The sequence below is a fragment of the Geomonas ferrireducens genome, from assembly GCF_004917065.1.
Lineage (GTDB): Bacteria > Desulfobacterota > Desulfuromonadia > Geobacterales > Geobacteraceae > Geomonas > Geomonas ferrireducens.
Map to the genome: position 1 here is coordinate 785,536 of NZ_SSYA01000002.1, position 20,745 is coordinate 806,280.

Genomic DNA, 20,745 nt, shown 5'->3' on the forward strand with positions numbered 1-20,745 from the left:
TAACCTGATTCATTTCCATAGCCAAGACAAAAAACTTCAAAAACAGGACGGATTCTGATAATTTCGGTCCCTGTCCCGGAGGCCGGAGCGCCGGGAGACGGAGGAAGAGACATGTCGGATACGCCGAAATCGAGCAGCGAGAAGCACATCGAAACGATAATGCAGCATCTGGAGCCCGGAACGGACCGTTACGAGGTACTGGACAAGGCGAAGCGGTTCAAGTCGTCCTGGGTGGAGCTTGGCGAGAAGCTGCTCGACGTGAGCAAGCGGGCGCGCTTCCGCGAGTGGGGCTACGGCAGCTTTGAGGAGTACTGCGTGCAGGAGATCCGCATCAAGCGCGGCACCGCAGAGAAGCTCACCATGGCGTACCGGTTCATGGAGAAAGAAGAGCCGCAGTTATTGCAGCAGCGTGAGGAGTTGCGTCCCCTCCCCGACTATCGGTCCATCGATCTGTTGCGTCAGGCAAAGGAAGAGAAGGGGTTTTCCGAGGAAGAGTACGGCGACTTGAGAAAGCGCGTGGTGGAGGACGAGAAGAGTCATCCCACCGTGCTGAAAAAGTTCAAGGAGGTGTCCGCGTTGCGCGAGGAGCCGAACCCGTTGGTGCCGTTGAAGGCCGCGGTGTCCGCGGCGAAGCGGCTGGAGTCGGCGCTCAGGGCCTGCGAAGTGGCCCCCGCAGCGTTTGTGCAGCAAGTAGGTGAGATGCTCGATCATCTGGAGCAGGAGCTGAACGCCCGTGACCTGGAGAGCGAAGCCGAAGCGGGCACCGTGCGCGAGATCTAGCGGGGAGATGCCCTGCCCCATCCTGCGAAAAGGGGGGACCGGCACCTGCTGAGCCGCCCCTCCCCTTACCGGTAGCTGTCCCAAAAAAGCTTCGCCGTCACCGCAAGCACCGAGCAGATGAACACCGGCCTGACGAACCTGGTCCCCTTGTGGATCACGAGCTTCGCACCGACCCTGGCCCCCGCCGCCTGCCCCGCCCCCATGAGAAGCCCCGCCCCCAAAAGCACGTGCCCCCCAGCCACGAACACCACCAGCGAGACGATGTTGCTCACGAAGTTGAAGAGCTTGGTGTACCCGGTCCCCTTGCGCATGTCGAAGCCGAGACCCAGCATGATGGCGATCACCCAGAACGAGCCGGTGCCCGGTCCGAGGAAGCCGTCGTAGAAGCCCAGCCCCAGGCCTGCAATGCCGTAGAAGAGCCGGCGCGGCAGGCGCGGGTGCACCTCTTCGGCGCCGAGCCTCGGCGTGAAGATGGTGTAGCAGAGAATCGCGAGAAGCAGGAACGGGATGCACTTCTTCAGAAATCCGGGGTCGATCTGCTGCACCGTGTAGGAGCCAAGGATGGCACCCACGGCGGTCCAGATGACGCCGGGAAGCGCGTCGCGCAGGTTGACCGTTCCCGCCCGGACGAAGTGGAACATGGCGCTGCAGGAACCAAAGGACGCCTGCAGCTTGTTAGTCCCGAGTGCCGTCTGCGGGGGAAGTCCCAGGCCGAGAAGCACCGGAATGGTGATCAGCCCGCCTCCTCCGGCGATGGAGTCGATCAGTCCGGCAACCGCGCCGGTGAGAAAAAGAATGGGGAAAAGGATCGGGGAGAGCTCGATCATGCCGGGTCCCCCTCTGCGCCGTCGCGCGACGCGGTGCGTGACTGGTAAGCCTTCAAGGTCTGCTTTGCTACGGATACTGCCAAGGGAATCTCCTTCAGTGCTATCGATGGGTCGGCCATGGCCTGCGCCACGTGGTACATCCGCTGCCAGACGATGGGCGCCTGCGGCGAGGATTTAAGCCAGAGCGCCTGCAAAACCAGCCGGTCCACCAGGGTTTGACGTTTCTGCTCCAGTAACTGATCGCACAGCCGCTCGATGACGGCTGTCACGTTTCTACTGCCGTCGGGGGGCGTGCCGCCGACCACGCGCGTCACCGCGCTCCCCTCTTCCTTCCACCCGCCGAAGAGGGCTCGGTAGCGGCACCACTCACCGGACTCTTCAAGCGAGGCGACCTGTTCGGCCGGCTCCAGGAAGGGCGGGGTGTTCTCAGCTATTTCCTCAAGCATCGCTTCAAGTTCGCGTCCGGCGTCCAGCGGCGCCGCCTTCCAGCGGTTGCACCCGAGGATCTCTGCCAACCGGACCAGCCAGTGCCCGGGCGCCCTCCCCTGCTCGTTCCCCTGCGCCAGGGCGTGTGCGATGCGCAGATCGAGGTAGTCGAGGCTCGAGTCGATACAGCAGCCGCGGTTTCGGGCGGCGGCAAGGAAGGCGTCCACTTCGGTCCTCGAAGAGAGCCTGGTCACCGTGCATTCGGCCACCCCTCCGCCTTCCCGCAGCGAAACGGTGCACCCTGCATGACCGCCCGAGTCGACAGCCACGGCGTAAAAGAGCTGGTTTCCGGCACCGTCGAGGGGACCGGCAAGGACGCTCACCTCCGAGGGTGTCGGCATGTGGGCGCAGGCAACCCGCGCCTTGCGGGCATTGCCGATGACCTCGTCGACAAAGCCGCGCACAGGGTCGTCGAACCAGTTGCGCGTGACGATGAGGCGGCTGAGCGTCTCGGGCGTGATGCTCCCCCCCTCGACCGCCGCCAGCATGCGGGCAACGCCCCGCGACAACTCCGTGTCCCCGTTGTAAAGAAAGAGCGCGGCGATGTCGCGCAGAAGCGGAGTGTCCGCGCTTAGCATCTCCCAGACAAGACCGGGGAGCATCTCGGCGTCGCTTAAGGTGAAAAGCCCGAGTATCTCGTCGGCGCCATCGAAAGGCGAAACCAGACCGGACGCGGTGAAGCGCTTCATCACGCCGGGGAGAAACGGCTCCCCCACATCTTGCGGGAAAGCGTCGCCTGATATCATGCGCTCCAGTTCCGGTATGAGCGTCACGCGCGCCTCAGCGAGAACGGCGATCACATCGCGCTGCAGCGCCGCCGGGGCGTCTTCGTAAAAAACGCGCGACAAAAGCGCCCTTTGCAGCCTTTGCATCTGCAGCCTGGCCCCTGGGAGCCCCCCTTGAGCCTCGACGATGTAGAAATCGAGGGTATGCCGCAAGAGCCTCAGCGCTGCGGCACACTCCTGGACCTCATCGGGGGCACCGGAAAGGCCGGCAAGAAGTGCCGCCAGATCCTCACACGCAGCCGGGTTCGCCAGCAGGTGTCGGTGCAGTTCCTCGCGCAGGGCGATGTTGACGCCCACCGATGCATCCGCCCCCGCCTGGAGGGATAGTTCCACGAGCCGCTCGATCCCGTTAAGCGCCCTCCCCGCGTCCGGACGCACACGAGAACCGCAGAGCCTGCCGTCATGCCTGAGGGACTCCCTTAGCGAGCTCTCCAGGTCAGGCGACGGCATGGCGCGGAAGAAAAGTTGGCCGGGGAGCGGGAAAGGCTTCCCGCAGTAGGGTCTGCCGTCGACGAGTTCGCGCACCTCGCCGTAGTGCCGTTGCAGGCTTTCGAACCAGTCGGGACAGGAGTTAAGGGAATGGACGCAGAAGTCGAGGAGTTCGTCTGCGTAGGGGGCCTGGTAGCTTACGGGATCGAGGTGCGGACCGCTGAAGGGACCCTCGTCGTCGAGGGATAGGTGAATCTGCGCTCTGTGCCGCATCTTCGCGTCGATCACCAGGAGCACGACACGGCGGCAGTCGCACGCGGGTCGCGTGCAGAAACACTCCAGAAAGGTGTATTTCCCCTGTGGGATCCGGCCGCTTTTGTGCGCGACATCCAGGGTCATGGCAGGCGCCTGGGCGCCGGGAAAGATCTGCTGGAACGGCTTCATGGTGAGGCCCCTTTGCCTTTAGCGCCCGGGGCGTTTCCCCTTCCCCTCCCGCTCGTAGATCGCCTCGACCGCTTCCTGCAGGCCCGGGTAAGCGAGCACCCCGTCCGGGAGCCTGGCGGAGTCTGCGGCGCCGTACCCTGTCTGCACCATGAGGGAGGTGCACCCGGCGTTAAGCCCGGCCTCGATGTCTCCCAGCTTGTCCCCGATCATGTAGGAGCTTGAGAGGTCGATATCCAGGTCGAGCGCGGCCTGCTGCAGCATACCCGGGAGGGGCTTTCGGCAACTGCAGTCAACGCGGTAGTCGCCGAGCGCATGTTCGGGGTGATGCGGGCAGAAGTAGCATGCCTCGATGGTGATGCCAAAGCTGCCGAGTTCCTCGTGCATCTTGTCGTGGATCGCGTGCAGCGCCGCCTCGTCGTAGAGCCCGCGTCCGATGCCGGACTGGTTCGTGACGACGACCAGGAGAAAGCCGGCGTCTTTCAGGCGCTGCAGCGCATAGGGGACCCCCGGGATGAGGCGGAAATCCTCCACACGGCTTAGATACTGCACCTCTTCGTTGATGGTCCCGTCCCTGTCGAGAAAAACCGCCCGATGCTTGCCCATGATGCCCGGCCCTTCCGGCTCGTCAGCCGCCTTTTAAAGAAACAACCCGCGCTCAACGAGGTCGCAGATGATGTGGATCATGGTGATGTGCCCCTCCTGGATGCGGGGCGTGTCGTTGCTTGGGACGATCAGGGAGAGTTCGGCGACCGTCTTGATGCTGCCGCCATCCTTGCCCAGAAGCGCCACGGTCCGGCACCCAAGGCGGTGCGCAGCCTCAAGGGCGATCTGCACGTTCGGTGAATTGCCGCTCGTGGAAATGCCGACGACGACGTCCCCTGGACGCGCATGCGCCTCGACCTGACGGGCGAAGATCTGTTCGAAGCCGTAGTCGTTGCCGACCGCGGTGAGGATCGAGGTGTCGGTGCTGAGGGCTATGGCGGGAAGCGCGCGGCGCTCGAGCTTGAAACGCCCGACTATCTCGGCGACGAAATGCTGGGCATCCGCAGCGGAGCCGCCGTTGCCCATGACGATGAGCTTGCGCCCATCCTTCAAAGCCTCAGTCAAAAGGGAAACGGCGCTCTCTATGGCGGGAGTAAGGTCCCTTTCGAGCGCCGTCATGACCTGGTTGTGGGCCTGGAGCTGGGCCCTGATCTCGTCTTTCATCATCCCTCCGACTTTTTGTGTGCTGACAAGCGGCCTCTAGTGGGCGCGCGATTTGATCCGCTCGGCAAGCTGTGAAAACGACAGGTACTGCTCGCTCCACGGCAAGGCAAGTCCGTCTACGGCGATCACCGGTTTCGTGCCGGGGGAAGCGGCGAGGAGCTTCTCGTAAAGGCGGCGCTTCATGCCGTCCAGTGCGATGCGCGGAAGAGGCACCAGTTTCACGCTTTCATGCAGCGCGGCAAGCCCCTGCTGCCGGACCTGCTGGTGCAGCGCGAAAGGAAGGAGCACCGTGTAGCAGTCGCCGTGCCGGGCCCCCTCCACCAGGAGTTCGAGCTTCTGCTCGAGAAGCGAAGCCTCGACCCCCTTAGGGACGTAGACGAGGAAGTTGCCCCCCTCCCCCCAGCGCTCCTTGAAAAGGGAGATGCTCCGCAACAGGGTCTCGTGGCGGCGCTGCAGGGAACCAAGCGGCGCCTCGTCATAGTGGCTCACGGTGGGACCGGGGACCTGCACGGTGCGGAACCCTTCGGCGCAGGCACGCATGGTGAAGTCCTTAAGACACCAGGCTCCTCCGTCCATCCCCTCGTCGAACCCTCCGATCTTGCGGTAGAGCTCGCGGCGCACGGCCATGGCGGCGAATGAACCGCTGACCACCTCGCGCGGAAGGTCGCAGGGATCACCCGGGTCAAGACAGGGAAGCATTATCCCTGCATCGGCATGGGTGTGGGCGAACTGCAAAAGCGGTTCGAACCATCCCTTTTTTACTATGCTGGTGCTGCGCATCAGGGCCAGAAACGGCGCCTCGGAACTCTCAAAACCGCGGTTTGCGGCACGCACGAACCCGATGTTGCTGTCGTCGCGCATCAAAAGGGCGCGGTCGTCCAGAGCGTCGGCAAACTCCTGCAACATCCTCTCGGTGTCGCGCTCTGAGCCGCAATCCACGATGATGAAGCGGGCGTTCGGTGTGTGGTTGATCAGGTTGACCAGGCAGTTTCGAGTCTCTTCGGGCCGGTTCCAAACGGGTATGATGACGTCTACGATAGCGTCGGTCATGAAAATCCCTCTGGTAGAAACGGCGGATTTGAGCGCGATCCGGCCTAGGAACTGACGGCGACGTTGCGAAGCAGTGCGAGCTCGTCGAGCACCTTGCCGGAGCCGAGCACGACGCAGGAAAGCGGGTCTTCGGCGGTGACCACCGGCAGACCGGTTTCTTCGCGCAAAAGGACGTCCAGATTTCTCAACAGAGCGCCACCGCCGGCCAGCACGATCCCCTTGTCGACGAGGTCGGCCGCAAGCTCGGGCGGGGTCCGCTCGAGGCAGTTGCGCACCGCGTCCACGATGGCGGTGACCGGCTCGGAGAGGGCCTCGCGGATCTCGTTGGAGTCGATCTCGGTGGTCTTGGGGATGCCGGAGACGAGGTCGCGCCCCTTGACCTCCATGTGCAAAAGTTGGGTCCCCGGGTATGCCTCGCCGATCTCGATCTTGATCAGCTCGGCCATACGGTCGCCGATTAAGAGGTTGTACTTGCGCTTGATGTACTGGACGATCGCCTCGTCCATCTTATCGCCGCCTACGCGGACGCTCTTCGTGTAGACGATGCCGGCCAGTGAGATCACGGCCACCTCGGTGGTGCCCCCCCCGATATCGACAATCATGTTGCCGGACGCCTCGGTGATCGGGAGCCCCGCACCGATCGCGGCCGCCATCGGCTCCTCGATCAGGTACACCTCGCGGGCACCGGCGGACTCGGCGCTCTCCTTGACGGCGCGCTTCTCCACCTGGGTGATGCCGGAGGGGACGCAGATGACGATCCTCGGGCGCACCAGGGTTTTCCTGTTGTGCACCTTATGAATGAAGTAACGCAGCATCTCTTCTGTGATGTCGAAGTCGGCGATGACCCCGTCCTTCATCGGCCTGATGGCCGTGATGGTGCCGGGGGTACGCCCCAACATCTTCTTTGCCTCCATCCCTACGGCAAGCACCTTCTGCTGGCCGCTTGGCATCTTCTGGACCGCAACCACGGACGGTTCGCGCACTACGATCCCCTTACCCTTCAAGTAAACGAGGGTGTTGGCCGTGCCGAGGTCGATGGCGAGGTCGTTAGAAAACATGCCGAAAAGGGCATCGAAAATCTTGAGCATCCTGGGAACTCCTTTTGAATTGGCGCGGTAGCCGGGACCGACCCGGCAAAGGTGGAAATATAGCAAAAGCTACACACCCTTGCAAGAAAGAAAACCCGTCTACTGGCTGACAGGGCGCTGAAACATTGGACGTATACCGCTTCATTCTACCGTTGCTTTTGCGATTAAATTATATTATCATTCGCGTCTCTTGAACTAATCTAATGGCGTCAATTTTGTGTGCAAAGGAGCCGAACCCGAATGCTAGGCGTAATGAGGAAGTATAAGCAGTCGATCGTCATCAAGATCGTCTTTGTTGTCATCGTTCTCTCTTTCATAGGAACCATCTTCCTGGTCTGGGGCAAAGGTGGCGACGGTCAGCGTGGCGGCAAAAGTTATGCGGCGTCCGTCAACGGCACGAAGATCAGCCTGGACGAGTTCCAGAAGAGTTACTACCGCACCCGCGGCCTCTATGAGCAGATCTACGGGAAGACCCTCACCCCCGAGATGGAAAAACAGATGGGGATCAAGAAGCTCACCATCGACACCCTTATCGACAACGTGCTCATCTTCGACGAAGCGAAGAAAATGGGCGTGAAGGTAAACAAGGACGAGGTCGCGGCCGAGATCGCCAAGATCCCCGCCTTCCAGAACAACGGCGCTTTCGACTTCAACCTCTACCAGCAGACCCTCAAGGCGAACCGGCTCACCCCGAAGGAATTCGAGGAGGCCCAGGAGCAGGAGATGCTGCTTGCGAAGGCGCGCAACAAGGTGAAGATGGGTGCCACGGTTACCGACGCCGAAGTGAAGGACGCCTTCAAGAAACAAAACGACAAGGTCGACCTCGCCTACGTCTCCTTCTCCCCTGCCGACGTCAAAGGTGGCATCAAGCTGACCGACCAAGAGCTCACCACCTACCTGCAGGATCACCAGAACGAGTTCAAGACCCCGGAGCAGGTCTCCGTGGCCTACACCTTGGTAAACCCGGCCCAGGCAGCAGGCAAGGCGACCGTCACCCCCGAAGAGGCGCAGACCTACTACCAGAAGAACATCGACCGCTACCAGGGTAAGGGCGGCATCCTCCCCTTCTCCGAGGTGAAGGATCAGGCCACCGCGGACGCCCAGAAGCAGAAAGCGGCCAAAGAGGCATACGAGAAAGCGGCCGAGGCGGCGAATAAATTCAAAACTACCGGCGATATCAACGCCGCGGCAGCGGCCCTCGGCAGCAAGGTGGAGAAGACCGCGCTCTTCACCGCCAAGGCCCCGGCGGCAGCACTTGCCGGCGAAAACGAAGTGATCGCCCGCTCCTTCGCCATCAAGCAGGGTGAACTGGGTGGCCCGGTGGAGACCGCGAAAGGGATCTACCTCATCAAGGTACTGGACAAGAAACCGGCTGCCGTCCCCCCGCTGGCGCAGATCAAGTCGGCAGTCGAGGCGAAAGCGGTCGAGGCAAAAGCGGCCGAGCTCGCCAAGAAGAAGGCCGAAGAGGCGCTGCAGCAGCTCGCCAAGGGCGGCGCCGCCAAGTCCACCGGCAGCTTCGGCTACGCCGCGACCGGCGCCGTGCCGACCATCGGCACCTCGCCGGAGCTCATGGAAGCCGCCTTCACGCTCACCGCTCCGAACCAGGCGGCGAAGCAGCCCTTCAAGGTCGGTGACCGCTGGTACGCGGTGAGCCTCAAGTCCCGCACCGAGGCGCCTCTTGCCGACCTCGCCGCCAAGGCCCCCGGCATCAAGGCCGCCCTCCTTCCGAAGAAGCAGCAGGAGGTGCTCGAGAAGTGGGTGAAGGGGCTGCGTGACAAGGCCAAGATCGACATCAACCCGCTTGTGCTGCAGGACTAACGGGTCAAGAGGAAGCGTCAACAGCTTTCAAGTGTGAGGTGGAGGGTGCAAGGTGCACTCTTCACCTTTCACTTTTCACGCTCAAGGCGAACCATAAAAGGAGAATGCACCAATGACTACACCGGTACTCAACACTGACTTCCCCGGCCTGAAGCTTGCCGCACGCGGGAAGGTGCGCGACATCTACGACCTCGGGGAGACGCTGCTCATCGTCACCACCGACAGGATCTCCGCGTTCGACGTCATCATGAACGAAGGGATCCCCAACAAGGGTTACGTGCTGACCCAGATCTCCGCCTACTGGTTCCGCCAAATGGAAGGCATCATCAAGAACCACATCATCTCCACCGATGTGGCCGATTTCCCGAAGGAGTGCCAGCCCTATGCCGAGACCTTGAAAGGCCGCTCCATGTGGGTGAAGAAGGCGAAGCCTTTGGCCGCCGAGTGCATCGTGCGCGGCTACATCTCCGGTTCCGGCTGGAAGGACTACCAAAAGACCGGCTCCATCTGCGGCATCAAGCTCCCCGAGGGGCTTAAGGAAAGCGACCGCCTGCCGCAGCCGATCTTCACCCCCTCCACCAAGGCCGAGCTCGGCACCCACGACGAGAACATCTCCTTCGAAGAGATGTGCAACATCTGCGGGAAAGAGATCTCCGAGAAGGTGCGCGACGTGACGCTCAAGATCTACGAGAAGGCGCGCGACCTGGCCGACGAGAAAGGGATCATCATCGCCGACACCAAGTTCGAGTACGGCATCTACGACGGCGAGCTGATCATCATCGACGAGTGCATGACGCCGGACTCCAGCCGCTTCTGGCCGAAGGAGAGCTACAAGCCGGGCGGCCCGCAGCCATCCTTCGACAAGCAGTTCCTGAGGGACTACCTTGAGACCCTGGACTGGGGCAAGACCGCCCCTGCCCCGCCGCTTCCCGCCGAGATCGTTCAGAAGACCGGTGAGAAGTACATGGAAGCGCTGGTAAAGCTGACCGGGATGAAGGCGCCCTAGCCTACCGACCTGGACCGGCTTTGGATAAAAAAAGGCCCCGACATCGTTTCCGATGCGGGGCCTTTTCCTTTGGATGCCGCTCTTTGCGTCCTGCCTTTGCCTTCTACCCGATCATCTTCGCCAGGCGTGCCCTCTCCTTGGTAAGACGCGCCTCCCCGTCCTCCAGGGCTTTCAGAAGGTTCTTCTTGGCGCCGTAGGCCATGTCCTTGCCGCGGTCGAGGATCTCTGCCGCGCGATCGCCCATCGCCTCGGCCATATCGGTCACCTGCTCGGTGAAATCCTCAACCGCCTCCAGCGCCTCCTCCCCTTTGCGCCGCGCCTTCTTCGCGTAGCGGGAGATGTCCTTGCGGGTTTTCTGGCCGCTTTGCGGCGCGTACAAAAGCGCGACCCCCGCGCCGATGATGCCGCCTGCCAAGAGCATGAGCGCTCCAACCATCACCTTGTTATCCCGATCGGCCATGGCCCCTCCTCCTTTGGGTGTTTTGTTGTTCAAGGGAACATCCATATACTACCCGATGGTTAGGCTTTGCCAAGTAGGCTTCTCATTATTGCTTTGAAGCGGGTATTGAAGCGTGTATATTTGAACCGTTGCAACGACACCAATCTTGCTCTCCAAGAGGAAAACATGGATCAAAAATATGATGTGCTTATCGTCGGTGGCGGCCCCGGTGGCGTAGCTGCGGCTTACCTCTGCCACAAGCATGGTCTCACGCACATGCTGATCGAGTCCGGCAAGGCGATCTTCCAGGGAATCGCCAACACCTACCCCGAAGGAAAGAACGTCTACCCGTCCAAACCCAAGGAAAACCCCGAGCCGTTCCTGGTGGAGGAGCTCCGCCCACCCGACAAGCCGGTGACCGTGGAGAAGTACATCCAGTACGTGCAGCACTTCGTCCAGCACGAGGGGTTGAACGTGCTTACCGAGACCCAGTTCGAGAACATCGAGGACGGGCGCGATTACCTAAAGGTGCATACCTCGCGCGGCACCTTCCAGACTAAAAAGGTGCTCCTTGCCTTCGGCAGCTCCATCCCGAAGGAGCTCTCGGTGTACGGCGACGCGAAGATGGTGGCAAAGACCCTCGACGACCCGAAGAAGTACATCGGCAAGCGCACCCTGGTGATCGGAGGGGGCAACTCGGCGGCCGACGTGATCATCTCCATCCTAAAGGAGAAGAGGAGCGCGAACGACAAGGAGCCGGTCTACTGGGCGCACGTAGCGGAAACCTTCGACGTGAACAAGGAGACCGCACAGCGTCTGGGTGAAGAGATCCTTCTGGGGGGGAACATAAGGCTTTTGCCGGGGGCCACGCCGAGGATCGGCGAGGTGGACGACGAGGGGGTCGACCGGCTGGTGATCAGGATCAGCGAAGACAAGATCGCAGGCGGAATCGAGCGCTACCACGCCATGAGTTTCCCGATGAAGAACGTCATCGCCTGCATCGGTAGCCAGGGCCCCACCACCATCTACGATAAGATCGGGGTGCAGACGATCGCCTGCGCCGAGGGGGTCTGCCAGGTCGCCAAGGAAGGTGACCGGCTGCTGCTGCTCACCGCCGACTTCGAGTCGACCAGAAAAGGGGTCTACGTGATCGGCGGTGCGATCTCCCCTTCCTACATGCGCATCAGCAAGGGGGCCATTCAGGAGGAGCGCCACCCGAACCTGATCTACACCGCCGTGAACGACGCCCATCACGTCATCGAAGCGGTCGTCAAGAAGCTGAAGAAATAGCCGGAAGTAAAACGTTAAGCAGACACGACAAAGGGGAGCCGATTCGGCTCCCCTTTTTTGATTTGGTTCAGCAATTGATGTCCGGTGCAGTTGCCAACGAAGTGCTGCATGCGCCTGACGTCCCCCCCTTTGCGAAGGGGGAGCCTGGGATTTGCCTTTACCGCCCCCTACTTAAGCTCCTCCCGAAGCCCCTCCACCACAGCCTTCACCTCAGCGATCATCTCGCGTGCCTGCGGCGAGTGTTCCCTCTTAAGGTAGTTCTCGAAGTGCTTGATCGCCTCGGCGGTGCGGTCCTGGTCGATGCAGATGTTCCCAAGGGTCAGGTAGCTCATGGTGAACTCGGGATCGAGACGGATCGCCTCCAAGGTCTCGCGCTCGGCGGCCTCGAGCTCGTCCATGTCGTAGTAGAGCTCGCCCAGGTTGAAGCGGGCCGTGGCGTCGTTGGGGTCGATCTCGATCCCTTTGTGGTAGGAGGCGATCGCCTTTTCGTTCTCGCCCAGCCCGTAATAAAGATCCCCCAGCGCGTTGAGCGCGAAGACGTTGTTCGGGTCGAGTTCGAGCGCCTTCTCAAAGGACTTCAGCGCGTCATCGGCGCGCTCCATAGCGTTGTAGACAAGCCCCATGCTGACGTAGCCGTCGCACTCCACCGGCTTCAGTTCGGTCACCTTGCGGTAGCAGGCAAGCGCGTCCTTGTGCTTGCCGGACTCGAAATAAACGTCGCCCAGGGCGGTGAGACCGTCCAGGTCCTGCGGGGCGAACTCGAGGCCCTTTTTCAGCGCGGCGATCGCATCATCGTTGCGCCCTGACTCGGAATATGCCTCGCCAAGGTAGAAGTACCCTTCGGCGTTGTCCGGTTCTACGGCGATGCACCCCTTGAAGGACTCAATGGCCTGGTCGTACTCGCCGGACTCCATGTGGGCTATTCCGTTCGCCAGCGCCTCGTCAAAATTCGTTGCCATTGCCACCTCCGTAACTGCATCAGATTTCATTGGCGCACACTATAACAGGAAGTGCCTGCTTTGCCAACTTAAGAGCAGTGAAAAAGCATTAAAAGCTTTCACATATCTTTTCTCTCATATATACTGCGGCAAACAGAAGCAAGGGGGAGGCAATGCCGGAGGAGGCAGGAGAACAACTGGGACTAAGGACGCTTGAGGACATCAGCGCGCTGATCCTGCAATCCCACGACCTGCAGGAGACCCTGGACAACATAGTCAACCTGGTCGCTAAGAGGATGTCTTCAGAGGTCTGCTCCATCTATCTCTTGGAGGAGGACGGTGAGACGCTCAGACTGCACGCGACTCGCGGTCTGTCCAGACTCTCGGTCGGCATCACCATGAAGATCTCCGAAGGTCTCACCGGCCTCGCCGTGGAACAGCGCGGCGTGGTGGCAACCGACAACGCCCCCCTGCACCCCCGCTACAAGTACTTCAGGAAGACCAAGGAGGAGAAGGTACTCTCCTTCCTAGGTGTCCCCTTCTTCGAACGCGATCGCCCCATCGGCGTCCTGGTCATCCAGAACCGCGAGTCGCGCACCTTCACACCCCAGGAGATCAGTGCGGTATCCACCATCGCCTGGCAGATCTCAAGCATCGTCTCCAACGCCAAACTGCTCGATTCCGTCCGCAAGAAGGAAGAGGAGCGCGCCTTCTACGCGGCAGAGGTGGACCGCCTGAGAAAAGGGGGCACGCCGAAAGAGGCCGTCCGCGGCAACCGTAAGGGTGCAGGCTCCACCGCACTCACCGGCATAGGCATCTCCCCGGGTTTTGCCCTCGGCAAGGTGTCCATACTGCACCATCGCGGATCTGCCGAGGAGGCGGTACTGGAACGGGCCCGTCCGCGCGCCGAGGAGCTGAACCTGTTCCACCAGGCACTCGAGAAGGCGCGCATCCAGACCATCTACATGGAAAAGCGGATGGGTGAAATCCTCTCGGAGGCCGATGCCGCCATCTTCCACAGCCACCTGATGATCCTCGAGGATCGCGGTTTCATCGGCAAGATCACCGCTCTCATCGATGAAGGGGTCGGCGCTCATCGTGCGGTGAGCCAGGTGGTGGAAGCGTACGTTGCCGCCTTCGCCCGCATGGAGGCCCCCTACCTGAGGGAGCGCAGCGCAGACATGGAGGACATCGGCCGCCGTATCTGCGACGCCCTGAACGGTCACAGCAGGCAAAAGGAGCGGCTTCGCGACGAGCGCATCATCGTGGCGAGGGAGTTGCTCCCGTCCGACCTCGCCATCATGGATCATGGCAAGGTGATCGGTATCGCCACGGAGAAAGGAAACCGCAACGCGCACGCGGCCATCATGGCCCGCGCGCTCGGCATCCCAGCCGTCTTCGGCGTGGAGGGACTTTTGAAGCGGGTCGGCGTACGCAGCGAGGTCGTCGTTGACGGCAACTCCGGCTGCGTCTATGTGAACCCGGACCAGGGGGTGAAGCAGGAGTACGTGCGGCTGCAGGGAGAATTCGACCAGAAGCAGCGCGAGCTCGAGGAGATCCGCGACCTCCCCGCCCGGACCCTCGACGGCTGCACTGTTTCCCTCCTCGCCAACATAGGGCTTCTGAGCGACCTGAGGGTGGCGCACCTGCACGGAGCCGAAGGGGTCGGCCTTTACCGCACCGAGTTTCCCTTCATGACCAGAAGCTCCTTTCCGACCAGGCAGGTGCAGGCCGCGGTGTACCGCAAGGTGCTGGAGGGGTTTCCTGGACTGCCGGTCAACATAAGGACGCTGGACATAGGCGGCGACAAGGAGCTTTCCTACTTTCCTCATCCGAGAGAGGACAACCCGTTTCTCGGATGGCGCTCCATGCGCCTGTCCCTGGACCGCGAGGAGATCCTTCGGGAGCAGTTGGCCGCGGTGCTCATCGCCTCGGTGGGGGGGAGGTGCAACCTGATGTTCCCTATGATCTCGGGGGTGGACGAAGTGCGCCGCATCAAGGGGATTCTGGAACAGGTAAAAGAGGATTTGCTGCGCGAAGGGAAGGCGTTCGCCCCGGACATCGGCCTGGGTGTGATGGTGGAACTCCCGGCAGCCGTGCTCGGCGCGGAGATGCTGGTGAAGGAGGTGGACTACCTCTCCATCGGGACCAACGACCTTATCCAGTACACGCTGGCCTGCGACAGGAACAACCCGCTGGTAAGGAAATGGTACGATCCGTACCATCCCGCGGTGCTTCACTCGATCAAGAAGGTGGCCGATGCGGCGATGGCCGCTGGAAAGCCTGCCTCTCTGTGCGGCGAGATGGCGGGCGAACCGATCAATGCGATGCTGCTCATGGGGCTCGGCCTGCGCAGCTTCAGCCTCTCGGCCCCCAGCATCCCGAGGGTGAAAGAGGCTATACGCCGGATTACCCTTGAAAGGGCGCAGCTGGTCGCCGACCGTGTGCTCGCCATGGAGAGCGCGCATTCGATCCGGAGTTTTCTGGAGGCGACGCAGCGCGAACTCGGGCTGTAGACGAAAAAGGCCGGAGCCCTTTCGGACTCCGGCCCCCTTCCCTTTATATCCAGCAGTCTCCACCGTCGTAGTTGAGCGGATCGGAGGCGCCCTTCCTGGAACGGAGCTTGGCGCTGCAGCTCTTCAGTTTGTCGAGCGCATCGTCCTTCGCTTCGCTCAGCTTCTCGCGAACCTCGCGACCGGTTTTGGGGGTAAAGAGGAGAGCGGCACCCGCAGCTACCGCGGCTCCGGCCAGGAAGGCCAGCAGAGCGGCCTGTTCGCTTTTCTTCGACATGTCGTATGCTCCTTTTGGTTCTGGAAGTGACGGGCAGAAAAATAGTGCAGTCATTCTTATCACATTCCGGCGCGCAATAAAACCCCCCAAGATTGAGTAATGAAGTTTTCCCGCACATATGTTTTCTGATTTGAATTAGCTTTGATTAGATGCTACCATCGCGTCTTAAATTTTCCCAAAGGAGATACATATGTTTTCCTTCAAAAGAACAGTGACACCGGCAGTTGCAGCAGTCGCAGCGACCTTGATGCTTTCCGCCGGTGTCTTTGCCGGCGAAAAGGCTGATGCTGCTGCGAAACCGGCCGACCAGCAGACGGTTGCCAAGGAGGCTGACGCCAAGGGTCAGGCCGTCGTCATCAAGGTCAACGGCCAGGCCATCACCAAGCACGAGGTGGACCGCGCCATGAAGGTCATGCTGGCACAAAACCAGGTCCAGGAACCCCTTGCCCCGGATGCACAGAAACAGGCCGAAGCGGCGGTCATCGACCAGCTCACCGCGGCTGAGCTTTTGTACCAGGAAGCGGCAAAGGTCAAAGTAGCCGACCTGGACAAGCTCGTCGATGAGAAAGTGGCCCAGAATCGAGCCAAGTTCAAATCGGTGCAGGATTTCGTCGAGGCCCTCAAAGGGATCGACATGACCATGAAGGACATGCAGGATTTCACCCGCAAGGACATCCTCATCAACAACTTCATCGAGCAGCGCTTCGTCGCCAAGGCGGTCGCGACCGATGAAGACGCCAAGAAGTTCTACGAACAGAACATCGACCGTTTCAAGAAGGAAGAAGCGGTCAAGGCGAGCCACATCCTGATCGGCGCAGACCAGAAGGCGAGCCCCGAGGAGCGGAAAAAGGCTAAAGAGAAGGCCGAGGCGCTGCTCAAGCGGGTGAAGGCGGGCGAGGATTTCGCGGCGATCGCCAAGGCGGAGTCATCCTGCCCGTCGGCCAGCCAGGGGGGCGACCTGGGCGCCTTCACCCGCGGCCAGACCGTCCCGGCCTTCGAGAAGGCCGCATTCGGCCTCAAGCCGGGCGAGGTGAGCGGCGTGGTGGAGACTGAATTCGGCTATCACATCATCAAGGTGGTGGAGAAACAGGAACCGAGCACCGAAAAGTTCGACACGGTGAAGGAGAAAATCCTGAACTACCTGAAGCAGCAGAAAGTACAGCAGGAACTCTCGAACTACATCGACGAGCTGAAGAAGACCGCGAAGATCGAGAAGAACTAGCTTAATTCCGAAAAATCATCTCAATCATAAACAGAAAGGGCCCCGTACTTTGGGGCCCTTTTCTTATCCGTTAACGCGACATCGGGACAAGGAGTATCCGAGGTCCTGCCTACGGCGTCGTTGTCGGCGGCGGAATGAAAACGCGCGCGGCGAGCTCGTTGTCCAGCATGAGGAGTCCCTGGCCGTTGTCCCCGATCAGCTTCAGTTTGCCGATGATGTCCCTGTCGTTCTCCTCCTCCTCGATCTGCTCGGTAACGAACCACTGAAGGAAGATGTTGGTGGCGTGATCCTTCTCGGCGAGCGCGAGATCGGTAAGGTCGTTAATGGAGGCGGTGATGGAGAGTTCGTGCTTGAGGGTCTGCTCGAACATGTCGAGCAGGCTCTTGAACTCGGCGGGGGGTGCGGCGATAGCCTGCAGCTTGACATGCTCGCCGCGGCTGTTGATGTAGTTGTAAAACTTCATTGCATGGACCATCTCTTCCTGGTATTGCACCATGAACCAGTTGGCGCTCCCCTTGAGTCCGATGGACCCCGCATAAGAAGACATGGACAGGTAGAGATAGGCAGAATAGAGTTCGTTGTTCAACTGGTTGTTCAAGGCCTGGCAGAGCTTCTCGGTCAACATCAATATCCCCCCTTGTATTGTCTAGTGCATGATTGTCTAATACATTCAGCACAGACTATCAATGACGGTAAGATCTTACCCCAGACATAGACCTTTGCAACTACACAAACCGTAAACAAATTACGCCAGTCCCTTTTCCTCTTGAATAAAAGATCAGGTCAGGTTCTGGATGGCAGCGGTTCCGTTTGAGCTTCCTGGAGGTAACGTCGGTAAGTCTTGCCCGCAGGGGACCGCAGATAAAGGAGAAGAATGCCGAATTCCAGGGAAGCTTTGAAGTAATCGGAGACGGTGACCTTGGACCCCTTTACGTCCACCCATTCCCGCAGAGGGTACTCGACCCATCTTTCGGCGCCCATGTTATCAGGCGCCTCCATGACGAGCGGAAACCGGGCGAGCAGCTCGACGTCGAAGATCCATCTCACCTTGAACGGCACTGAGAGGACGGCCCTCAGGGCTGAGCTGTTCCGGAAGAGTTTGGCTCCGCACTGAGTGTCGTAGATGTTAAGACGAAGCAGCAAAGAGGCGCAGGTGGCGAAAACCCTCCCGAGATAATGCCTCGCGGGTCTGCGCCTGATATTTCTCCCAAGCAGGCGCACCCTCGAGCCGAAGACCGCATCCACATCCTTGTTTTCGAACACGCTGCAGAGATCACCTATGGCGGATAATGGTGTTGCCAGGTCGGCATCCCAGTATCCTACGAAGTCATAGGGTCCGTGGGTCGCATCGAGCATCCCCAAGCGGACCGCCTCCGCCTTGCCGCTGTTTCTTTCCAGATTCATAACCGCGATGCGTGCCGGGGCTTCGGACTGCAGCGCGCGGAGTACCTCGAAAGTGGCGTCGGTGCTGCCATCGTTGACAAACAGAAAGGAAAGATCCGGATCGTCCTCGAGCGCGACAAGAAAAGCCTCAGGCTTCAGCCTTTTCGCCTCGTTGTAGCAGGGGACCACGATCCTTGTCTTCGTCAATGCAGCCGTCATGAGGTCCTTTGCAATCCGGGAAAGGTGTAAGAGCGTTGGATTTCGCATATGCCATAACAGGAGTCAACCTTTCCGACGACACGACTCATTTTGCTTTTTCGCTCCGGTCCAGGAAAATCTTGATGAGATCGATCGGTACTGGGAAGATGGTCGTGGAGTTCTTTTCCGCGGCAATCTCGGTGAGGGTCTGCAGGTAGCGCAACTGAAGCGACATGGGCTCTCCTGCCATCACCTGAGCGGCAAGCGCGAGTTTTTCGGATGCCTGCAGCTCCCCTTCGGCGTGGATCACCTTGGCGCGGCGCTCCCTCTCTGCCTCGGCCTGCCGCGCGATGGCACGCTGCATCTCCTGCGGAAGGTCGATGTTTTTGACCTCGACCGTAGAGACCTTCACCCCCCAGGGTTCCGTCTGCCGGTCAAGGATTTCCTGCAGCTCCTTATTGATCTTGTCGCGATTGGCGAGCAGCTCATCCAGGTCCACCTGTCCCAAGACACTGCGCAAGGTGGTCTGGGCGAGCTGACTCGTGGCGTACAGGTAGTTCTCCATCTCCACGACCGCCCGCACGGCATCGACCACACGGAAATAGATGACGGCGGAGACCTTGACGGTCACGTTGTCGTGGGTGATCACGTCCTGCGAGGGGACGTCCATCGCGACGATGCGCAGGGACACCCGCACCAGCCTGTCGATCCCGGGGATGATCAGCACCAGGCCGGGACCCCGCACCTTTTTGACCCGCCCCAGGCGAAAGAGCACGCCACGCTCGTATTCGGGGAGGATGCGGATGGCGTTGGCAAGGAAAATCACGACAAGAAACAGAACAAACAGCACCGGGAAAAGGTTCACCACGTTCATGATTGCCTCCTGTTTTGGCTCACCATACAGACAGTAAAAGCCCGCCCAAGTATATCGGAGCAGCCCTGCACGTCAATTTGCCATATTGCCAAAATCTCTTATCCATGTTATTGAAGAAACCTCTAACAATCAGGAATTTTCTATGAAGCAGAGTATAAAAATACTGATTATCGAAGACGATGACGGGAGCCGGGAGGCGCTGCTCATCCTGCTTAAGGCGAGCGGCTTTGCCGTAAAAGGGTGTTCCAGCGGGAAAGACGGCCTCGACTTCCTGGCAGGCGAGCCTTTTGACATCGTCATCAGCGACCTGTTTTTGCCGGATATGAACGGGATCGACATCCTGTCACGGGTGAAGCAGGACTCGCCGCGTACCGAGGTAATCCTGGTTACCGGGCACGGCTCCGCAGAAACCGCGGTGCAGGCGATGAAGAAAGGCGCCTACGACTACATCACGAAACCCCTTAACATAGACGAGCTCCGCATCATCATCGACAAGGCGGTCGAAAAGGGGCAGCTGGTCAGTGAGAACGTCTACCTAAGGAAACAGCTTCGTGAGAAGTACGAATTCGCCAACATCATCGGCAATTCGCAGGCGATGCAGCAGCTCTTCTCGCGTATGCAGAGGATCATAAAGACCGACTCCACGGTGCTGATCCTCGGTGAGTCCGGCACCGGCAAGGAACTGGTTGCCAAAGCGATCCACTTCAACGGCAGCCGCAAGGACAAGCCGTTCATCGCCGTCAACTGCTCCGCCATCCCGGAAAACCTGCTTGAGAGCGAACTCTTCGGGCACGTCAAGGGAGCATTCACAGGGGCGGTAAAGGAAAAGGTAGGGAAGTTCGAAGCTGCCAACTACGGGACTATCTTCCTGGACGAAATCGGGACACTCCCGATGCACCTGCAAACGAAGCTTTTGCGCGTCCTTCAGGAGCAGGAAGTGGAGCGGGTCGGTTCCAACAAGCAGATCAAGCTCGATGTGCGGGTCGTTTCGGCGACCAACGTGAACCTCGAGGAGGAAGTCGCCCGCGGGAACTTCCGCGAGGACCTTTTCTATCGACTGAACGTCATCCCGGTTCAGATCCCCCCGCTCAGGGAGCGGGTCGAAGATATCCTTCCACTCACCAAGCACTTCCTGGAGAAGAACTGCCGTGCGATGCAGCGCCCCATCATGCACCTCGACAAGGAGGCGCTGGAGGCACTGGAGGCGTACCCGTGGAATGGGAACGTGCGCGAACTTGAGAACATCATGGAACGCATCGTCGCGCTTACCGAAAGCGACGTAATCACCCTGCGCGACCTACCAGCCAACATAGCGAAGAACTATATCGAAGGCTCCCACTCCACCAGTGTCACGCCAGCAGGTATCGACATGGTCCAGGCGATCAACGAGATAGAGAAGCGGATGATCACCGAAGCGCTGCAGCTTTCCGGCGGGGTGAAGGCCCGCGCTGCCGTTATGCTGAGCATCAACCGGACCACCCTGGTCGAAAAGATGCGCCGCCTCGGCATGCCGCTTTGATATAAGTCGTCTGTCGGGAGACAATTAAGTCGTTACATCGACAATTAAGTTGTTACATCGACAAATAAGTCCTTACATTTTTCATTAACCAGCTCACCTATTCGAGCTCACCACAAATGCCTCACCTTGGTTGCTGATGTAAAACGGGGGACACTCGCCCTGCCCCCCTTACC

Annotated in this window: 19 protein-coding genes; 7 read left to right on the forward strand and 12 right to left on the reverse strand. The window is 60.2% G+C overall.

Annotated features, from left to right (window positions below):
* The first annotated feature begins 111 nt into the window (after nucleotides 1-111).
* Nucleotides 112-780 (forward strand): hypothetical protein, encoded by a 669-nt coding sequence (locus E8L22_RS12260; RefSeq protein ID WP_136525448.1) that lies wholly within the window; start codon nucleotides 112-114, stop codon nucleotides 778-780.
* 65 nt (nucleotides 781-845) lie between these two features.
* On the opposite strand, the gene E8L22_RS12265 is transcribed toward E8L22_RS12260, so the two are convergent.
* Genes E8L22_RS12265 through E8L22_RS12290 form a run of 6 tightly spaced genes read right to left on the reverse strand, consistent with a single transcriptional unit; the run spans nucleotide 846 to nucleotide 7,095 of the window.
* Nucleotides 846-1,607, reverse strand: coding sequence for a TSUP family transporter (locus E8L22_RS12265; protein WP_136525449.1), 762 nt, complete (start codon nucleotides 1,605-1,607; stop codon nucleotides 846-848).
* Nucleotides 1,604-3,751 (reverse strand): hypothetical protein, encoded by a 2,148-nt coding sequence (locus tag E8L22_RS12270; protein WP_136525450.1) that lies wholly within the window; start codon nucleotides 3,749-3,751, stop codon nucleotides 1,604-1,606. Before E8L22_RS12270 ends, E8L22_RS12265 begins: the two co-directional genes overlap by 4 nt.
* Nucleotides 3,752-3,769: 18 nt before the next feature.
* Entirely contained in the window at nucleotides 3,770-4,354 is a 585-nt protein-coding gene (gene gmhB / locus E8L22_RS12275) for a D-glycero-beta-D-manno-heptose 1,7-bisphosphate 7-phosphatase (protein WP_136525451.1), read from the reverse strand.
* A 33-nt stretch (nucleotides 4,355-4,387) separates the two neighbouring features.
* Nucleotides 4,388-4,957, reverse strand: coding sequence for a D-sedoheptulose 7-phosphate isomerase (gene gmhA / locus E8L22_RS12280; RefSeq protein ID WP_136525452.1), 570 nt, complete (start codon nucleotides 4,955-4,957; stop codon nucleotides 4,388-4,390).
* A gap of 36 nt (nucleotides 4,958-4,993) precedes the next feature.
* Complete coding sequence (locus E8L22_RS12285) at nucleotides 4,994-6,007, reverse strand: glycosyltransferase family 2 protein (RefSeq protein WP_136525453.1); 1,014 nt, start codon at nucleotides 6,005-6,007, stop codon at nucleotides 4,994-4,996.
* Nucleotides 6,008-6,051: 44 nt separating this feature from the next.
* Nucleotides 6,052-7,095 (reverse strand): rod shape-determining protein, encoded by a 1,044-nt coding sequence (locus tag E8L22_RS12290; protein ID WP_129128273.1) that lies wholly within the window; start codon nucleotides 7,093-7,095, stop codon nucleotides 6,052-6,054.
* Between the two features lie 240 nt (nucleotides 7,096-7,335).
* On the opposite strand from E8L22_RS12290, the gene E8L22_RS12295 reads away from it, so the two are divergent.
* Nucleotides 7,336-8,913 (forward strand): peptidylprolyl isomerase, encoded by a 1,578-nt coding sequence (locus E8L22_RS12295; protein WP_136525454.1) that lies wholly within the window; start codon nucleotides 7,336-7,338, stop codon nucleotides 8,911-8,913.
* A 112-nt stretch (nucleotides 8,914-9,025) separates the two neighbouring features.
* Nucleotides 9,026-9,919 carry a phosphoribosylaminoimidazolesuccinocarboxamide synthase gene (locus E8L22_RS12300; RefSeq protein WP_129128275.1) on the forward strand — a complete coding sequence of 298 codons (894 nt, stop codon included), beginning with the start codon at nucleotides 9,026-9,028 and terminating at the stop codon, nucleotides 9,917-9,919.
* 103 nt (nucleotides 9,920-10,022) lie between these two features.
* On the opposite strand, the gene E8L22_RS12305 is transcribed toward E8L22_RS12300, so the two are convergent.
* Nucleotides 10,023-10,379 carry a YtxH domain-containing protein gene (locus E8L22_RS12305; protein WP_136513218.1) on the reverse strand — a complete coding sequence of 119 codons (357 nt, stop codon included), beginning with the start codon at nucleotides 10,377-10,379 and terminating at the stop codon, nucleotides 10,023-10,025.
* A 165-nt stretch (nucleotides 10,380-10,544) separates the two neighbouring features.
* On the opposite strand from E8L22_RS12305, the gene E8L22_RS12310 reads away from it, so the two are divergent.
* Nucleotides 10,545-11,648, forward strand: coding sequence for an NAD(P)-binding domain-containing protein (locus E8L22_RS12310; RefSeq protein WP_136525455.1), 1,104 nt, complete (start codon nucleotides 10,545-10,547; stop codon nucleotides 11,646-11,648).
* A gap of 167 nt (nucleotides 11,649-11,815) precedes the next feature.
* Here E8L22_RS12310 and E8L22_RS12315 read toward each other — a convergent pair whose 3' ends face one another.
* Nucleotides 11,816-12,607: a tetratricopeptide repeat protein gene (locus E8L22_RS12315; RefSeq protein WP_136525456.1), complete on the reverse strand. Its 792-nt coding sequence runs from the start codon at nucleotides 12,605-12,607 to the stop codon at nucleotides 11,816-11,818.
* 152 nt (nucleotides 12,608-12,759) lie between these two features.
* Between E8L22_RS12315 and ptsP the strand changes: the two genes are divergently transcribed.
* Nucleotides 12,760-15,102 carry a phosphoenolpyruvate--protein phosphotransferase gene (ptsP, locus tag E8L22_RS12320; protein ID WP_136525457.1) on the forward strand — a complete coding sequence of 781 codons (2,343 nt, stop codon included), beginning with the start codon at nucleotides 12,760-12,762 and terminating at the stop codon, nucleotides 15,100-15,102.
* 43 nt (nucleotides 15,103-15,145) lie between these two features.
* On the opposite strand, the gene E8L22_RS12325 is transcribed toward ptsP, so the two are convergent.
* Entirely contained in the window at nucleotides 15,146-15,376 is a 231-nt protein-coding gene (locus E8L22_RS12325) for a YtxH domain-containing protein (protein WP_129128280.1), read from the reverse strand.
* Nucleotides 15,377-15,566: 190 nt separating this feature from the next.
* Between E8L22_RS12325 and E8L22_RS12330 the strand changes: the two genes are divergently transcribed.
* Nucleotides 15,567-16,598 (forward strand): peptidylprolyl isomerase, encoded by a 1,032-nt coding sequence (locus E8L22_RS12330; RefSeq protein ID WP_136525458.1) that lies wholly within the window; start codon nucleotides 15,567-15,569, stop codon nucleotides 16,596-16,598.
* A 109-nt stretch (nucleotides 16,599-16,707) separates the two neighbouring features.
* Here E8L22_RS12330 and E8L22_RS12335 read toward each other — a convergent pair whose 3' ends face one another.
* The 3 genes from E8L22_RS12335 to E8L22_RS12345 form a co-directional block, all read right to left on the reverse strand.
* The gene (locus E8L22_RS12335) at nucleotides 16,708-17,223 is read right to left on the reverse strand and encodes a ferritin (protein WP_136525459.1); all 516 of its coding nucleotides are present in this window, start codon (nucleotides 17,221-17,223) and stop codon (nucleotides 16,708-16,710) included.
* Between the two features lie 158 nt (nucleotides 17,224-17,381).
* Nucleotides 17,382-18,200: a glycosyltransferase gene (locus tag E8L22_RS12340; protein ID WP_136525460.1), complete on the reverse strand. Its 819-nt coding sequence runs from the start codon at nucleotides 18,198-18,200 to the stop codon at nucleotides 17,382-17,384.
* Nucleotides 18,201-18,285: 85 nt separating this feature from the next.
* Nucleotides 18,286-19,053 (reverse strand): slipin family protein, encoded by a 768-nt coding sequence (locus tag E8L22_RS12345; protein WP_198420154.1) that lies wholly within the window; start codon nucleotides 19,051-19,053, stop codon nucleotides 18,286-18,288.
* A gap of 142 nt (nucleotides 19,054-19,195) precedes the next feature.
* On the opposite strand from E8L22_RS12345, the gene E8L22_RS12350 reads away from it, so the two are divergent.
* Nucleotides 19,196-20,572, forward strand: a complete 1,377-nt coding sequence (locus E8L22_RS12350) for a sigma-54-dependent transcriptional regulator (protein WP_136525462.1) — start codon at nucleotides 19,196-19,198, stop codon at nucleotides 20,570-20,572.
* The last annotated feature ends 173 nt before the right edge of the window (nucleotides 20,573-20,745 follow it).

What these genes read in the sequence shown, in the direction of transcription:
- E8L22_RS12265 (WP_136525449.1), bottom strand. Translation starts at nt 1,607, where the DNA reads ATGATCGAGCTCTCCCCGATCCTTTTCCCCATTCTTTTTCTCACCGGC.
- E8L22_RS12305 (WP_136513218.1), bottom strand. Translation starts at nt 10,379, where the DNA reads ATGGCCGATCGGGATAACAAGGTGATGGTTGGAGCGCTCATGCTCTTG.
- E8L22_RS12345 (WP_198420154.1), bottom strand. Translation starts at nt 19,053, where the DNA reads ATGAACGTGGTGAACCTTTTCCCGGTGCTGTTTGTTCTGTTTCTTGTC.
- E8L22_RS12350 (WP_136525462.1), top strand. Translation starts at nt 19,196, where the DNA reads ATGAAGCAGAGTATAAAAATACTGATTATCGAAGACGATGACGGGAGC.
- E8L22_RS12310 (WP_136525455.1), top strand. Translation starts at nt 10,545, where the DNA reads ATGGATCAAAAATATGATGTGCTTATCGTCGGTGGCGGCCCCGGTGGC.
- E8L22_RS12300 (WP_129128275.1), top strand. Translation starts at nt 9,026, where the DNA reads ATGACTACACCGGTACTCAACACTGACTTCCCCGGCCTGAAGCTTGCC.
- E8L22_RS12335 (WP_136525459.1), bottom strand. Translation starts at nt 17,223, where the DNA reads ATGTTGACCGAGAAGCTCTGCCAGGCCTTGAACAACCAGTTGAACAAC.
- E8L22_RS12260 (WP_136525448.1), top strand. Translation starts at nt 112, where the DNA reads ATGTCGGATACGCCGAAATCGAGCAGCGAGAAGCACATCGAAACGATA.
- E8L22_RS12325 (WP_129128280.1), bottom strand. Translation starts at nt 15,376, where the DNA reads ATGTCGAAGAAAAGCGAACAGGCCGCTCTGCTGGCCTTCCTGGCCGGA.
- gmhB (WP_136525451.1), bottom strand. Translation starts at nt 4,354, where the DNA reads ATGGGCAAGCATCGGGCGGTTTTTCTCGACAGGGACGGGACCATCAAC.
- E8L22_RS12340 (WP_136525460.1), bottom strand. Translation starts at nt 18,200, where the DNA reads ATGACGGCTGCATTGACGAAGACAAGGATCGTGGTCCCCTGCTACAAC.
- E8L22_RS12330 (WP_136525458.1), top strand. Translation starts at nt 15,567, where the DNA reads ATGTTTTCCTTCAAAAGAACAGTGACACCGGCAGTTGCAGCAGTCGCA.
- gmhA (WP_136525452.1), bottom strand. Translation starts at nt 4,957, where the DNA reads ATGAAAGACGAGATCAGGGCCCAGCTCCAGGCCCACAACCAGGTCATG.
- ptsP (WP_136525457.1), top strand. Translation starts at nt 12,760, where the DNA reads ATGCCGGAGGAGGCAGGAGAACAACTGGGACTAAGGACGCTTGAGGAC.
- E8L22_RS12285 (WP_136525453.1), bottom strand. Translation starts at nt 6,007, where the DNA reads ATGACCGACGCTATCGTAGACGTCATCATACCCGTTTGGAACCGGCCC.
- E8L22_RS12315 (WP_136525456.1), bottom strand. Translation starts at nt 12,607, where the DNA reads ATGGCAACGAATTTTGACGAGGCGCTGGCGAACGGAATAGCCCACATG.
- E8L22_RS12290 (WP_129128273.1), bottom strand. Translation starts at nt 7,095, where the DNA reads ATGCTCAAGATTTTCGATGCCCTTTTCGGCATGTTTTCTAACGACCTC.
- E8L22_RS12295 (WP_136525454.1), top strand. Translation starts at nt 7,336, where the DNA reads ATGCTAGGCGTAATGAGGAAGTATAAGCAGTCGATCGTCATCAAGATC.
- E8L22_RS12270 (WP_136525450.1), bottom strand. Translation starts at nt 3,751, where the DNA reads ATGAAGCCGTTCCAGCAGATCTTTCCCGGCGCCCAGGCGCCTGCCATG.